Source organism: Streptomyces sp. NPDC046900 (assembly GCF_040644975.1).
In the GTDB taxonomy this organism is placed as follows: domain Bacteria; phylum Actinomycetota; class Actinomycetes; order Streptomycetales; family Streptomycetaceae; genus Streptomyces.
The window spans coordinates 167,020-180,941 of the sequence record NZ_JBEYXD010000013.1 but is presented as its reverse complement, the minus strand read 5'-3'; the positions used below and the strand labels follow the sequence as shown (position 1 = coordinate 180,941).

Here is a 13,922-nt window from a genome sequence, read left to right as displayed (position 1 = left end):
AGATAGTCCATTGGACTTAGGTTCTGAACATATCATTGACGTGGCGTAAAGCGAGTGTCATTCTCCACGGCATCGCGCCGTCTCGCGTCGTGCCCCTCTCCCCCACCGCGCACGCAGAGCCGAGCACTTCCAGCTCTCGAGGCTCCCGCTTCCCGGGTGCCCTTCTTTCCCAGCCAGGGAGAATCAGCAATGACGCTCAACAACGGGACGACGACGTCCCAGGGCCCAACCGCGGGGGCCGCCCGGATGGCGGGCTACGCGGGAACACTGGCTGCCGCCTGCGGCGCGGTCTTCGTGGCCCAGGTCGCGAACGCGCTGCCGGCCTCGCTCCTCGGGCTCTTCCAGGAGGACTTGCACACCCACGGATCCCAACTGACGTGGATCACCGCCGCGTTCATGATCGCCGTGGTCTGCTTCGAGTTCACCTTCGGTGTCCTCGGCGACCTCTTCGGACGGCGACGGCTCGTCGTGGCCGGCACGGTCCTGGTCGCCGCGGGCAGTGCCGTGGCCGCGCTCGCACCGAACGTCCAGGTGCTGTGGATCGGCGCCGCCCTGAACGGGCTGGGAGCCGGCGCCATGTTCCCCGGCTCGCTCACCGCGATCACCGCCGTCACCCGCAGCATGCGGGAACGGGCGCACGCGGTGGCGCTCTGGAGCGGCTTCCTGTCCGCCGGCGCCGCCGTCTCACCTCTGCTCGGCGGCATGTTCGCCGAGGTCGGGTCGTGGCGCGGGTCCTTCTCGGTGCTCGTCGGACTCGCCCTGGTCAGCATGGTGCTCACCCTGGTGCTGGCCACGGAGTCGAAGGCGCCCGAGGGCCGAAAGTTCGACGTGGCCGGTCAGATCACCTTCGCCAGCGGTCTCGTCCTCGTGCTGTACGGCGCCGTCGAGGGGCCCGAGTCGGGCTGGACCACCCTTCCCGTCATGCTCGCCTTCATCTTCGGCATATGCTTCCTCGCCGGGTTCGCCGTGGTGGAGCTGGGGGCCGAGTCGCCGATCTTCGACCTGAAGCTGTTCCGCAACCGGGCCTTCACGGTGTCGTCCGTCGTCGCGGTCATCGGCATGCTCGCCTTCCTCGGCGCCTGCTTCGCGATGAGCATGTGGATGGGCCCGGTACAGCACCAGGACCCGATCCGCGTCGCGATCCTGTTCCTGCTCCTCCAGGGACCCGCCTTCCTCCTCATCCCGGTCGTCTCGCGGCTGCTCCACCGGGTCGCCGCGTCCTGGCTGCTGACCTCCGGATTCGTCCTGATGGCGATCGGCTGCCTGCTGTTCACCCGCCTGGATGTCACCGACCCGGGACTCGGCGCGTTCGTCGCGCCCGCCCTGCTGATCGGCATCGGTTTCGCCCTGACCGTCAGCTCGGTGACGGCCGTGGCGCTGAACAGCGTGCCCCTGAACCTGGCGGGCATGGCCAGCGCCACCACCAATATGCTGCGCGACCTCGGCTTCGTCCTCGGTCCCGTCGTCGTCGGCGCGGTCGCCCTCGGCAACGCGGGGTCGGCCTTCGCGACGAACCTGGCCGGCACGGACCTGCCGGCCGGTCAAGCGGCGGCGGCACGGGAGATCGCCGGGGCCGGAGGGCCCATCGCCGTGAACAGCCTGCCGCCCGGCGCCCCGGGATCAGCGGCGCACGGCCTGGCCCTGGACGCCCTGGGCAGCGGCTTCAGCACCGCGTTCCTGGTGTGCGGCGTGGCGGCCACCGTCGCGGCGGCCCTGACCGCCTTCGGCATGATCGGAGTCCACCGCCACTCTCCCGAGGACAAGGTGTCCGCACCGCCGGCTCCCGGAAGCGCGGGCAGAGCGGAATCCGCCCCCACCGTCCTCCGCCCCTGAGCTCAGCGAGTTCAGGACGTCACCGGGACGATCGACGCGCACGGCCCTGTCTGCCGCACACCGGGACGCGGCAGACGGGGCCGTGCGCCCGGCCTCGGCCCGCCTCTCCGCCCGACCCGCCGTCAGCCGTCGGTGGCAGGGGAGCCGGTGTCGCCGCGCAAGCCCACGGCGGCGCGGAGAGCACCCACGAGACACAGAACAGCGGTGACGAGAACGGCGGCATGCACACCGTTCATGAAGGCGTTTCCGCTGCCCTCGACCACGGCGGCCTTCAACTGCGCGGGCATGCCGTCCTTCACCGGCGCGACGCCCATCGCCACGGCGTCCCTTCTCCCGCGGATCGCGCCTTCCTCGCCGCCCTCCTGGTCCGCCTCCAGCAAGGCTCGTTGCGGCGCCTGCGGCTGCTGGTGCATACCGAGACCTACGCTGCTTGACCAGCAGCGAGCGGTGACCGTGGGAAGGAGTGTGCAACCCACGCCGACGGTGCACGCGACACGCGCTTACCCCCACCCGTCGACGATCGAAATCAACGGCTTGCCGTCCTTGTGGACCCTCGTATGTGTGTCACCGTTTCTTGGTCAGCCACTCAGCCAGGACAGCTGCCTGGCTGTGATCCACGTCCTTGGTGGCGGTCAACAGCAAGAGCTTGTCGTGCGCCGCCAGGTCACGCAGATGCTCGGCCGCCTCACGGTGCCCCGCGTCGCGCAGTTCCGCCACATAGCGACGACGGAATTCGGGGAAGCGACTGGTCTCATGGCCGTACCACTTGCGTAGTTCGCTCGACGGGGCGACATCACGCAGCCACTCATCCAGATGCGCGTCCTCCTTGCGCATGCCCCGTGGCCACACCCGGTCGACAAGTACGCGCTTCCCGTCCTGCGGCGAGGTCTCCTCGTAGACTCTGCGGCAGGTGATCTGTTTGACCATAAGAGTGCCCTCCAGATCGGTCGGCCGACCTGGCCGCACGGGCGGACAGATCTACCTTCGCGGTGAAGCGGATGTTTCCCGACCCGCCCATTTTATCGGAGTCTGGTCATGCGAACCGGGTCAAGATTCCCCCAGGTCAGTCACCACAATTCTCCGGTGAGGGCGGCGGCCGGCACGGCGTATTGACGAGAAGCACTCACCCTGTACGACATCGGGCCGGCCTCGCAACCGACCGCCACGCAGCAGAGTGATCAACTTCCGGTCGCAGGTGATGGGGCCGAGTGACGGTCAGTTTGCCAGGACGCCGTGCAGGAGCAGGTCGATGAGTTTCCTGGCGAGCTCGGGCCGGCGCTCGTTGCCGGCGATGAGGCTGATTCCCCCGAGCGCCATCAGGACGTCCTGGGCACTCACGTCTTCCCGGGTCGCTCCATGGCTGGTGCCGGCCGCGAGAAGGCGGTCGATCGCTTCGGCGAGGTCGACGCGGGTCTGCAGCCGCTGGCCGTCGTCGGTCAGGACCACCCGGAGTGCGTCGGCCATGCCGTGCTTGGTCGCCATGAACTCGATGAAGCGCTCCATCCATGTCCGCAGCGCGTCCACCGGGGGCAGCGCGGCCGCGAGGTCGGGCGCCGCCTCGCACAGGAGCTGCACTTCGTGCCGGTACGTCGCCTCGATCAGCAGTTCCTTCGGGTCCTGTCGAAGTCCGAGGGGAGTGCCTGGTGCAGGATCAGCAGGTCGATCTGATCGACCCGAGCTCAGTTGCAGGAACACGGCTATCACGTGACCACGTTCACCGCGGCGGCCGGAGGGCGGTCGACCTACGACGCGATGATCTTGCGGTATCCGCTGATCTCCCACGCCACACTCACCGTTGACGGCTTCCTCGCGGCTACGCGCGACGCCGGAGCAGGCTAACCTGCCGACGCGGCTCGGCGTGTCAGACGCTGAGCACCGACTCGATCACGCCAGTGGGCATCGGACGGATCACCGGGATAGAGACGACGCTCAGCCATGACCTGGAGATACCGTCGGTCAGGGCGTGCGCCCGGACGTGCACCGCAAACGGCGGGGGCAGGGGCCACGCGAGGGGTGGCCGCACTCCGTCTCGGCCATCAGGTGTGCGGCGGCTGGGCGAGACGGCGAAGCGCCCGACGGTGAGCCGCCGCCGTACAGCTGTCACCTGGGCGCCTCGCCGTCGGTACGGTCGCAGGCCAGGCCGTTGTGGTTCGGATCGAGCCGCAGCGGGTCGGCGGTACCGTTGACCTTCAACGGCAGCTGGAAATCGTGTCTACTCAGCCATGTGCAGCGGGCGGCCGTAGTGCTCTTGACAGTGCCCGGGAAGACCGTCGGGACGCAGAGGTCGGGCGTACCGTAGCGGTTGTCGCAGCCGGAGACGTGGACGTCCACCGAGGCCGAGGTGCGCTTCTTCCCTGGCTTTTGGGGCTTGTTCGCCAGGTCCTTTGCGAAGTCATGGATGTGCGGGGACGGGATGTCCGCGCCGGCCGAAGCCGTGGAGCGCAGCGCGGTGGCGCTTGCCTGAGCGTCCAGGTGGACCCACTTCGCCACCGAGGGCACGCCGTTGGCGTCGACCGCGAAGAGCATGTACCAGCCGGGCGGCGCCACATTGGGGTTGCTGGTGACGTTGAGGTCAATGGTGGTGCCGTTGACGGTCATCGGCAGGTCGATGAAGCGCTGGTTGGGGTCGGAGGAGTGGGTGACTGCGGCCGGGCGGATCAGTTCGGCTCTGGCGATGGTGCGGTCGACGGTGATCCGCTGGGTGCTGCCGTAGGTCCAGTGGCTGTCGGCGACCGAGGTGATCTGCGGCCGGGGGCCCTTGAAGAGGTAGGCCGGCGTGTAGATCGACACATTGTGGTTCCACGTGCCGTTGCCGGGGTTGTCGCCGGTGGCCATCACGCGGCCGTCCGGCAGCAGGAAGGCAGAGGAGTGGTAGCCGCGGGCCTGGGGGTCGGCGGCCACGGAGGCGAAGGTCTCGGTCTGCGGGTCGAAGATCGAGGCCTCGTGGACGGGGTCGGCCCGGTTGTGCAGTCCGCCGCCGGTCTCCAGGACCTTGCCGTCGGGCAGGAGGACGGCCGAGACGTACATCTTGCCCTGGACGCCGGTCTCCGGGACGGTGCCCGTCGGCAGGTCGACCGTGCCCTGGGGCAGCAGCGGTCCTGCGGAGTACGCCGGGTTCGGCTGCTTCAGGTCGATGAGGTCGGTGAGCCGGTTGGCGTCGGGGTTGCTTTCGATGTTGCCGCCGCCGATGGTCAGCACCCGCTGGTCCTGCGCCGGGGGCAGCAGCACGCTGGCCGACTGGTCGCGCTGGTCCTTGTTCTGCAGGCCGTTGATGGGCGTGACGGTGTTGGCGTCGTAGTCGTAGACCGCCGAGCCGGTGCCCGGCGTGCCGTTGCCGAAGACATGGCTGCCGGAGTAGAAGAGCCGGCCGTCCTGCATCAGGATCATCGACGGGTACAGCCCCCAGTAGGACCAGGTCTGGTTGACCTGCGACAGCGGGAGCCAGTTGTTCTGCGCGGCCGACCACTTCTCGGCCGTCACCGAGCCGGTGGAGTCCTCGCGCAGGCCGCCGAAGGACATCACGTCCCCGTTGCCCATCTCGGTCGCCGAGGGATACCAGTGGCCGTCGTTGAGGTCATTGGTCTGCGTGTAGGTCTCGGTGTCCGGATCAAAGACATAGCTGTGCCGGTAGCCCTCGTAGCCGTGCGAGCCATCGGCGGCGGGGTAGGCCTTGTTGCCGCTCAGGACCAGGACACGGCCGTCGGACAGCTGGATGTGGCCCGAGCAGAACATGTCGTCGGGGGTGGGGATGACCTTGTAGGTGCCGGCCTCGGGGTCGTAGACGGCGGAAGTGAAGCTGCCGGCCGCGAAGTTGTCGGTATTGTTGCCGGAGCCTGCGATGAGCAGCACCTTGCCGTTCTTCAGGACCACGGAGTGCATCGAACGCACCGGGTTCTGCGCAGGCAGGACGTCCCACCTGCCGTCCTGGCATTCCGCAGCCGTGCCGGTGCACGCCGGATCCGGCGGTGTGCCGCCGACGAGTTCGGCGGTGTAGTCGTCGGTGGTGACGCTGCCGACGCCGTAGACGGACACGCCCCAGGTGAGCTGGTCGGTGCCGGCCGGAACCGGCGGGGTACGCACCTCGGCCTTGTTCCAGGCTGCGCTGACCGCCGGGTTCATCAGGTCGGTCCAGTACTGCCAGCCGGCCGTGGTGTCGTGCCGGAAGAGGGTGACCGCGGTGTCGGCGGTCGTCGACTTGTACCAGACCGACAGGTCGTACTGCTGACCCGTCGTCACGTGCGGGGCGCAGTCGGGGGTCTCGGTCATCATCGCCTTGCGGTCGCCGTCCACGCGCCGGGTCAGGGCGACCGTCACCGCCTTGCTCCCGGAGTGCGCGTCGGCGGTGGTGGTGAAGGTGAAGTCGTTGTCGCCCCAGCCGGACTTCTCCCAGCAGGCCGGCATGTCGCCGCTTCCGGCCGTCTCGAAGCCGGGGTTGATGATGAGGTTGGTGCCCGCCTGTGCCGCCTCGGGGGCGGACAGCAGGAGGAAGGGCGCCGCCATGGCTGCGAGGATGAAGGCGGTGGCGGCCGCGAAGGGGCCGCGTACTCTTCTCGTCATCAGGCCTCCTCGATCTTTCCCCGGCGGCCGGCTGCCCGGCGGCCGCGGCGTGGCAGGTAGACCAGCATCTCGGTGCCCGCGAACCGCAGGACAAAGGTCACGACCAGGGCGAACGCGGTTGCCGTGAACACCCCCATCCCCAGTCGTCCGACGAGCATCGTGATCAGCGGGATGCGCAGCACCAGGTCGGCATTGGCCAGCAGCCCGAACCGGCCCAAGCGGTCGGCCCAGTGGCGATGGCGACGGCGTTCCCGGAACAGCAGCAGTTCGATCAGCAGGAAATTCCACAGCACGCCGAACTGGTTCGCGACAATCTCGGCGGGCACATAGTGCATACCCGCGGACGTGAGCACGGCCAACGCCGCCAGGTTGGGCACGAAGCCGGTGAGCCCGATCAAGCCGAAGACCAGCGCCCGCGCGACCGGCGACGCGGTGCGCAACGTCACCAGGTGGGCGAGGAAGCGCATTCCCTCCCGGACGGTCGCCTTGGACTCGCCCGCGTAGCGGTCCTGGAAGACGAAGGGCACCTCGGTGACGGCACGGGGACGGCTGCGGACCGCCAGCTCCAGCAGGATCTTGTACCCCAACGGGCGCAGCGCGGCGCTGTCGCGATGGTTGCGCACCGCGTCGCGGCGGATGGCGAAGAAGCCGCTCATCGGGTCGTTGATACCGCGCAGGGCCCGCGGGAACAAGCCCTTGGTGAGCCAGGTCGCGCCGCGCGAGACCGCGACCCGGTAGGCCCCGGCGAGCCCGGCGCGGCTGCCGCCACCGGTGTAGCGGCTGGCGACGACCAGGTCGGCGCCCTTGCGGGTGCCGGTCTCGACGAGCTCGGGGACGAGGGACGGCGGATGCTGCAGATCGGCGTCCATCACGACGACCCACTCGGTGTCGGCGGCCCTCAGGCCCTCGACGACGGCGCCGCCGAGTCCGCCGGCCGGGGTGTCGCGGTGGATGACGGCGACGGGGAACGGGCAGTCGCGGCCCGTCGTCTCGGCGACCGCCGGGGTGTCGTCTGTGCTGTCGTCCACGAAGACGACTTCGCAGTGGGGCAGCCGCTCAGGGAGTGAATCCGCCAGCTGGGCGAGGAGTTCGCGGATGTTGCCGGACTCGTTGAAGGTGGGGATGACCACGGTGACGGAGCCGGGCGCGGGGGGCGCTCCGGCACGCAGATCGGGGGCGTTTGCCTCTTCCGTACTGCTACTGAACACGCTCACCTGGTCCCTCCAGCGACGCGACGGATCTCGATGCGGTCCGCGCCCTCGCCGAAGACCGCGACCGGGGTGGAGTGCTGCAGTGCCGCCTTGACGGTCGGCAGGTCGACGGCGTCCCGGCGCACCGTCGGGGAGGCGACCACGTAGTCGATGTCCCGCCAGCCGTTCGGCAGCGTCTTGGCGACAGCGGGGTCGAGGTCGGCCTTGTAGAACCAGATGGCGCCGTCACCGGGGCGGTATCCGGCGTGGACGAGGTCGAGCCACAGGGCGTCGTCGACCAACGCCCGCGTGCGGCCCGGGTTCGCCACGTCGTCCCGCATCCAGGCGGCGGCCGCCCGGTAGGGCGCGTTGGCGTCGGCGGTCAGCGCGGTGCGGTTGCCGTCGTACCAGTGCGGTACGACCAGGACCGCGGCGGTCGCACCCGTGGCGGCGAGCGCCGTGCCGCGGGCGTACTGCGAGATCCGGCCGCCGCGCCTGGCGCCGCGACGCAGCACTGCGTGGGTGACGCTCGCGGCGGCCCCGGCGACGATCAGGGCGAGGAAGGGGAGCGCCTGGATCACGTACATGGCGGGCAGATAGCCCGACGGACGCATGGCGACCAGAGCGAGGATCGCCACGGCGAGAGCGGGACCGGCCAGCGCCCTGGCCGGCACCGACCAGCGCCGGACACCGAGCAGCAGCACAACGCCGGCAAGCCCGCCGAGCGGAAGCACAGTGTCGTAGTAGAGCCACGACTCGAAGACGGCGTGCGAGCCGGTGCCCTTGGCGAGGATGAAGCCCGAGCCCGTGCGGCTCATCTGAAATCTAATCCCGTCGATCAGCGAGACGTGCCCAGGGCCCGGGAACAGTTCATAGTTGAGCAGGGCATAGAGCGGATACCCCAGCCCGGTCAGCCCGCACGCGGCCACCGCGCCGGTCACCGCGAACTTGCGGGTGTCACGGTGGCTGTGCTGCCACATCGTCACCAGCAGCGCCGGCAGCACGACCAGCATCGTCTCCTTGCTCAGGACGCTGATGGCGGCGGCCAGCCCGGCCCCGAAGTGGTGCCACAGATGGCGGTCGGGGGACGCGGCGAGGCAGAACGCCAGCAGCATCCACATCACCGCGATGTTGTCGAGGAAGATCTCCCGCTGCAGCACGACCGCCAGCGGCGACAGCCCGAACAGGGCCATGCCGAGCCCAGCCGCCCAGCGCGGCAGGCCGAGCCGTCGCGCCAGCACGTACAGCAGCACCGCACTGATCCCGCTGACCAGCAGCATCGCGTAACGCATCGTCGCCACCGTCATGGCGTCCTGGTCGATCAGCGAGGCCGGCCATGTGATGAGCGCGATCTGGATCCAGCCCACCGGTGGGTGGTCGTACCAGTACGTGTAGTGGGCCAGCCCCCTGCCCTGCTGGACCGACCAGGCCTGCGCGAGGTACGTGCCCTCGTCGTCGCTGAAGGTCGGGAAGCGCGTGATGTTCCAGCCCTGGACGGTCAGGATCACCGACAACAGGACGCCGCACAGGAGAAGATCCGGGCCAGAGGTGCGGAATCGGAATCGTGGAGTGGCGCTCTTCGCGACGGGGTGGGAGTCGGTACGCGGCGCGGGGACAGCCGCGGTGGGCGCAGTGGCGGTGGGCCGAGGAGCCGTAGGCCTGGTGACGGTCACCGGCGCACGTCTCCGGTCGCCTCGGTGAGGTGGGCGCCGACATGGCGGGTCAGCTCCCAGTCGTTGCGGCCGCGCTGCTCGCGCCACACCGCGCGGGTGGCGGCTCCGGCCAGGAGGAGCTGGTAGAAGGGACCGCCCACGATGAGCTTCGCGTAGTGCACCAGGCGCACCCGCAGGGCGTACTGACGGCCGAAGTCGTGCAGGCCAACGATCTCGAAAACGAAGGTGATGATGGCGGTCAGCGCGGGCAGGAAGGTGACGACCGTGATGCCGACCGGGACGTCGAGGAAGAGCGCCACCGCGATGTTGAACGGGATGACCACCCCGCTGAACGCCTGGAAGAACGGCGTCATGAGGGTGTAGCGGGCGAGCATCCGCTGCGCCAGGGTGGGCAGCTGCTTCCAGTCCTTCTTGCGGTAGACCTGCAGGAAGCCCTGGTTCCAGCGGGTCCGCTGCTTGAACAGGCTCACCAGGGTGCCAGGGGTTTCCTCACGGGTGACCATCTCGGAGTCGTACGCGACGACCACGCGCTTGCCCTTGCTGGACAGCCGCACTCCGAGGTCGCAGTCCTCGGCGAGGCAGTTCTCGTCCCAGCCGCCCGCCTCCCGCAGCACGTCGGTGCGGATGAAGACGGTGTTGCCGCCGAGCGGGATGAAGCCCTTGAGCGCGTGCAGGTGCAGCCGGCTGCGGAACCAGAAGAAGTACTCCAGGCAGTTGCGCAGGCTGTACCAGCTGGAGTGGAAGTTGATCAGCTGGACGCCGCCCTGTACGACATCGGCCCCGGTGGAGAGGAAGGCGTGGTCCACATGGGCCAGGAGGGCGGGGTGGACCTGGTCCTCGGCGTCGAAGACCCCGACGACTTCGCCGGAGCAGTACGGCAGCGCGGTGTTGAGGGCCTTGGGCTTGTTCTTCGACTCGTTGGTGTCGACCACCACCCGTACCCGGTCGGGCGCGGACGCTGCGACCCGCTCGGCCACTTCGGCGGTACCGGGGTCGTCGTGGCCGACGATGACGATGATCTCGTAGTGTCCGTGCGCAGATTTCAGCAGGCCGTTGACGGTGTGTTCGAGGACCGCCTGCTCGTGTCTCGCGGGCACCAGCAGGGTGAACGACAGCCCCACGTCCCCGTCGGGCCGCGCGAAACGGGTGGCCGCCAGCGTCTCGGGCGTACGCCAGGCATGCATCTGCCACCAAAGAGTGAACGCCGCCGTCCAAAACAGCGTCAGCGAGGTGACGATGATGAGCGCCGAGAACACATGGAACTCCTCAGATGGGCTGTGGAACACCACAGCTGTGAATGGATCCCTGTGGGGTGGTGCCGGTCGCGGGGTAGCCGGCGAGAAAATCCGGGCATGCTCTCGCTTCCCGGGTGCATGCGTAGGCCCCGGGCGCGTACCTGCGAAATACGGGAGTCCGCCCGTCACGGCGGATTTGGCGTGCGGAAGTGGTCCTGTGTACGCGGCTGAACCGCCGGGCACACCGGTTTATCGGACGGAAACCGAGACGTACAGCGAAGGGAATCGGCAATCGGTCCGTCGGCGCGGGCCACCGCGTCAGTGGTCGGCGAGCGCCTCTGGACCTCAGTTGCCCATGAAGTTGCACAATGTGCCGGTGGTGGTGCGATGAACTGCCTCACCTGCGCCACAGGCCGAGCGGATCCGAGTGGCCCGCGCCCTGCAACCGCCCTGGTACTGCACCGGAAGCGGCATTGCCCTCAAACCAGACAGCGTGCGTACACGAGGGCTCGTCGCGACGGCACCGTCCACGACGGCCTGGGGCATGTCCGGCGGTTTCCTCCACCCTTTGCCCAGGACCTCGAGGCCGGGAGGAGTCCCGCGGACTCGCTGTCGAGTTCTTGCACGTCGAGCATTGGCGATTCCATTTCGTTACGGGCGCAGGGAGACGTATTCGGGGCACAGGAAACCCCGTCCAACACCATTGGACGATTTGTCCGGCGAGGCTGGACGCTAGTTGCTGTCCGCATTGCCGTGCAAGCCGCTCCCGCGGGAGGTTTCCGTGTCGATTTCACGGAACGGAGAACCAGCAGGTGAGCGGCTCATGGGCATGGCACCGCCTCCGGTGGACGCAGGCTGGGGCTCACCCATACGAGTCAGCCCGGCCGACTATGTCCTGCCCAGATTCCGCCATTCGCAGGTGCAGGTTGGGCGCTGTCAAGTTGGCCTGGATTCGTCAGTGACGATCGTCCGCTGATCGATTTCGCGGTTTATCCGTAATATCTCGTTGCCGTGCGGTGCGGGCCGTCGCATGCCGCCGGCACTGGGCCTTTGAGCCGCGGCTTTCCCTGCCACTCACTCGAGTGGCGTGGGCCTCCCGTCCGTCATGCCCAGGCGTGCCTGTTCCTCCTCGACGATCCGGCGGGCCAGCTCGATGTCCGACACGTCGACCGCGTCCGGGGTGGCTTCGGCCACGGCGCTGCGGCGGGCGTAGGCATCGAACAGCCGGGTCTTCTCCTCCAGCATCTTCACCATGCGTTCATCCACTCCCCTGGTGGCGAGAAGGCGGTGCACGCGCACCGGCCTGACCTGCCCCATGCGGTGGGCCCGGGCGACAGCCTGGTGTTCGATGGTCGGCTTGATCTGCGGTTCGCAGATGATGACGACGGAGGCAGCTTGCATATTGAGGCCGACGCCAGCCGCCTGAATCTGTGCCAGGAGCACCGCTGGTCCCGAGACACCGGCGAAGTCGTCGACGATCTGCTGTCGTCGCCCGGCCGGGACGCTTCCGGTGAGCGGACCGAACATCGGTATACCCGCAATTGGACCTACCGCGAGCGCTTCCTTCACCACGCCCAGCACGTCCTTGAAGTTGGAGAAGACCACCGTCTTCTGCCCGTTTTCGCTCGCCTCCTGCGCGATCTCGCGGAGCCGGTCCAACTTGGCCGACTTCTCGGGGCGCATGTACGCGGCCCTGCGCATCGCCATGAAGTTGCCGGCACGCACCGCTTCGCGGTACGCCTCCTCGTCCGATGCGCTCAGCTCCTCCCACTCGTCGGTCTGCTGAAGACTCGGGAGTTCCGTCAGTACGTCCTCCTGGTTGCGCCTCAGGTAGACCGGAGCGACGGCCTTGCGAAAGGCCACCGACCCCGCCAAAGCGTCTCCCTCGCCCAAGGAGTCCGCGACCCCTCCATCCAGCATCTGGACCAAGTTACGGAACTCAACGACCCGGTTCTCCATCGGGGTTCCGGTCATGAAGAGGCTGCGCTCGCAACGCTCCGTCCACAGTGCGACCGCCTGGGACCGCTTGGCCTTCGGGTTCTTCACGGAGTGCGCTTCGTCGACGACGAGCAGTCCGACTTCCCCGCCGCCCGGCGCCGGAAATCCGCGCAGTGCGTCGAACGTGGTCACCCCCACCCCGCCCCGCCCCTTCCAGTCGGCGAACGCGTAGTGCCGGTCGGGGCCGTGGAGCACCATGCTGCGAAGGGCGCTGCGGGCCTCGATCTCCCGAGTCCAGTTCACGAGAACGCTCGCCGGGCAGACGACCATGAAGTGGCTCTTCCCCTCGGCGGCCAGGTGTGCCAGCACGGCGATCGCCTGGATGGTCTTCCCGAGCCCCATCTCGTCGCCGAGTATCACCTTGCGCTGCGCAAGAACGAATCGCGCACCGAACGCCTGGTAACCGCGCAGGGAGACCCGCCGGTGCGCATCATCGAGCTGTTGGGTCCGTACTCGCTCGGCGATCTCCTCCGGCAGGAAGCCCTCGGCGGCTGCCGCGTCCGGCGACCGCCCGGAGATCTCGGCGAGCAGGCTGTAGTACTCGGCGGAGCGGATTTCGAAATCCACCCACGCCGCGATGTCGGACGAAGGTCCGCGGAGCAGGTCCACCGAGGCCTGGGCGAACAGCTCAGGCAGACCCGCCTGCACCGCCTCGTCCACCAGCGAGCAGATCTCGGCGACCGCGGCGAGGGCGCGCTCCCTCTTCTCCTGACCTGCCAGGAGCATCCTGAAACGCCGGACGGCGGGCCTCGCGTCGACGAGCAACGGGCCGAGCTGTTGCGACAAGCCTGCGGCTCGGTCCACCGCGCGCCGAGCATCCGGGCCGGCTTCCACCAATACATGCAAGGCCATGACGAGCGCGGTGGTATCCGGGTCCGGCCGGTCCACGTCAATGTGGACGGCCACCGTCTCGTTCACGGCTTCCGAAAGTCGGCGAGCTGCGGCGAGCATCTGGGCGACGGTGCGCTGCCCGACACCGGGAATCTGCCGCAACCGATAGGGGCCCGCTGCGAGAACACGGCCCACCGTGGCAAGTCCGCTCTTCTCGACGTTCACCAGCCGCAGACGTCCTTCAGTGACGTCCTGCAGCCGGGCGACGGGGATGGCGTCGAGCTCTCGCTTGACCGCCGCGTCGTGAATCGGCTTCAGCGCCGCCCGCACCGCCTCGACCGCCCTACCGTGGTCACCGACCACCGCCTGCGCCGCCTCGTACAGTCGCGCTCCCCTCGCGACCATGTCCCGCTCGCCACGCCTCACGCTTCCCCCCTCTTTCGCCGTCCCCGCATCCTCCCACCGCCCACACCGGCCGATGACGGGTATCCGTCTGCTCGGGGCGGGGGCCCGAAGCCTTGGCGGACGAAGGCTGTCTGACCTACTCCACCGCAGGTCAGGCAGCCCTTCACAGGACCAGACGAATGTGATCCCGTCGCGCCCTC

General features: G+C 68.6%; 9 protein-coding genes and 1 pseudogene. 2 read left to right on the top strand and 8 right to left on the bottom strand.

The annotated features are described in order from the left end of the window. Positions 1-189 precede the first annotated feature (189 nt). Positions 190-1,833, top strand: coding sequence for an MFS transporter (locus tag ABZ904_RS16235; RefSeq protein WP_361823767.1), 1,644 nt, complete (start codon positions 190-192; stop codon positions 1,831-1,833). Positions 1,834-1,955: 122 nt separating this feature from the next. Here the strand turns inward: ABZ904_RS16235 and ABZ904_RS16230 are convergent. The 3 genes and pseudogenes from ABZ904_RS16230 to ABZ904_RS16220 all read right to left on the bottom strand — a co-directional run. Continuing rightward, a pseudogene (locus ABZ904_RS16230) lies at positions 1,956-2,162 on the bottom strand (MFS transporter); the annotation flags it as partial. Positions 2,163-2,397: 235 nt separating this feature from the next. Beyond that, positions 2,398-2,760, bottom strand: a complete 363-nt coding sequence (locus ABZ904_RS16225; protein WP_359393111.1) for a DUF488 family protein — start codon at positions 2,758-2,760, stop codon at positions 2,398-2,400. Between the two features lie 288 nt (positions 2,761-3,048). Then, complete coding sequence (locus tag ABZ904_RS16220; RefSeq protein WP_361823764.1) at positions 3,049-3,408, bottom strand: hypothetical protein; 360 nt, start codon at positions 3,406-3,408, stop codon at positions 3,049-3,051. 129 nt (positions 3,409-3,537) lie between these two features. Here ABZ904_RS16220 and ABZ904_RS16215 point away from each other — a divergent pair, with 129 nt between their 5' ends. Then, positions 3,538-3,672 (top strand): hypothetical protein, encoded by a 135-nt coding sequence (locus ABZ904_RS16215; protein ID WP_361823762.1) that lies wholly within the window; start codon positions 3,538-3,540, stop codon positions 3,670-3,672. Positions 3,673-3,933: 261 nt separating this feature from the next. Here the strand turns inward: ABZ904_RS16215 and ABZ904_RS16210 are convergent, their stop codons facing one another. The 5 genes from ABZ904_RS16210 to ABZ904_RS16190 all read right to left on the bottom strand — a co-directional run bounded on the left by ABZ904_RS16210 (position 3,934) and on the right by ABZ904_RS16190 (position 13,743). Further along, complete coding sequence (locus tag ABZ904_RS16210; protein ID WP_361823811.1) at positions 3,934-6,333, bottom strand: galactose oxidase early set domain-containing protein; 2,400 nt, start codon at positions 6,331-6,333, stop codon at positions 3,934-3,936. Between the two features lie 56 nt (positions 6,334-6,389). After that, positions 6,390-7,559, bottom strand: a complete 1,170-nt coding sequence (locus ABZ904_RS16205) for a glycosyltransferase family 2 protein (RefSeq protein WP_359393139.1) — start codon at positions 7,557-7,559, stop codon at positions 6,390-6,392. A 41-nt stretch (positions 7,560-7,600) separates the two neighbouring features. Further along, complete coding sequence (locus ABZ904_RS16200; RefSeq protein ID WP_359393141.1) at positions 7,601-9,109, bottom strand: glycosyltransferase family 39 protein; 1,509 nt, start codon at positions 9,107-9,109, stop codon at positions 7,601-7,603. Positions 9,110-9,249: 140 nt separating this feature from the next. Further along, positions 9,250-10,509: a glycosyltransferase gene (locus ABZ904_RS16195; protein WP_361823759.1), complete on the bottom strand. Its 1,260-nt coding sequence runs from the start codon at positions 10,507-10,509 to the stop codon at positions 9,250-9,252. Between the two features lie 1,053 nt (positions 10,510-11,562). Continuing rightward, positions 11,563-13,743: a DEAD/DEAH box helicase gene (locus ABZ904_RS16190; RefSeq protein ID WP_361823756.1), complete on the bottom strand. Its 2,181-nt coding sequence runs from the start codon at positions 13,741-13,743 to the stop codon at positions 11,563-11,565. Positions 13,744-13,922: the final 179 nt, after the last annotated feature.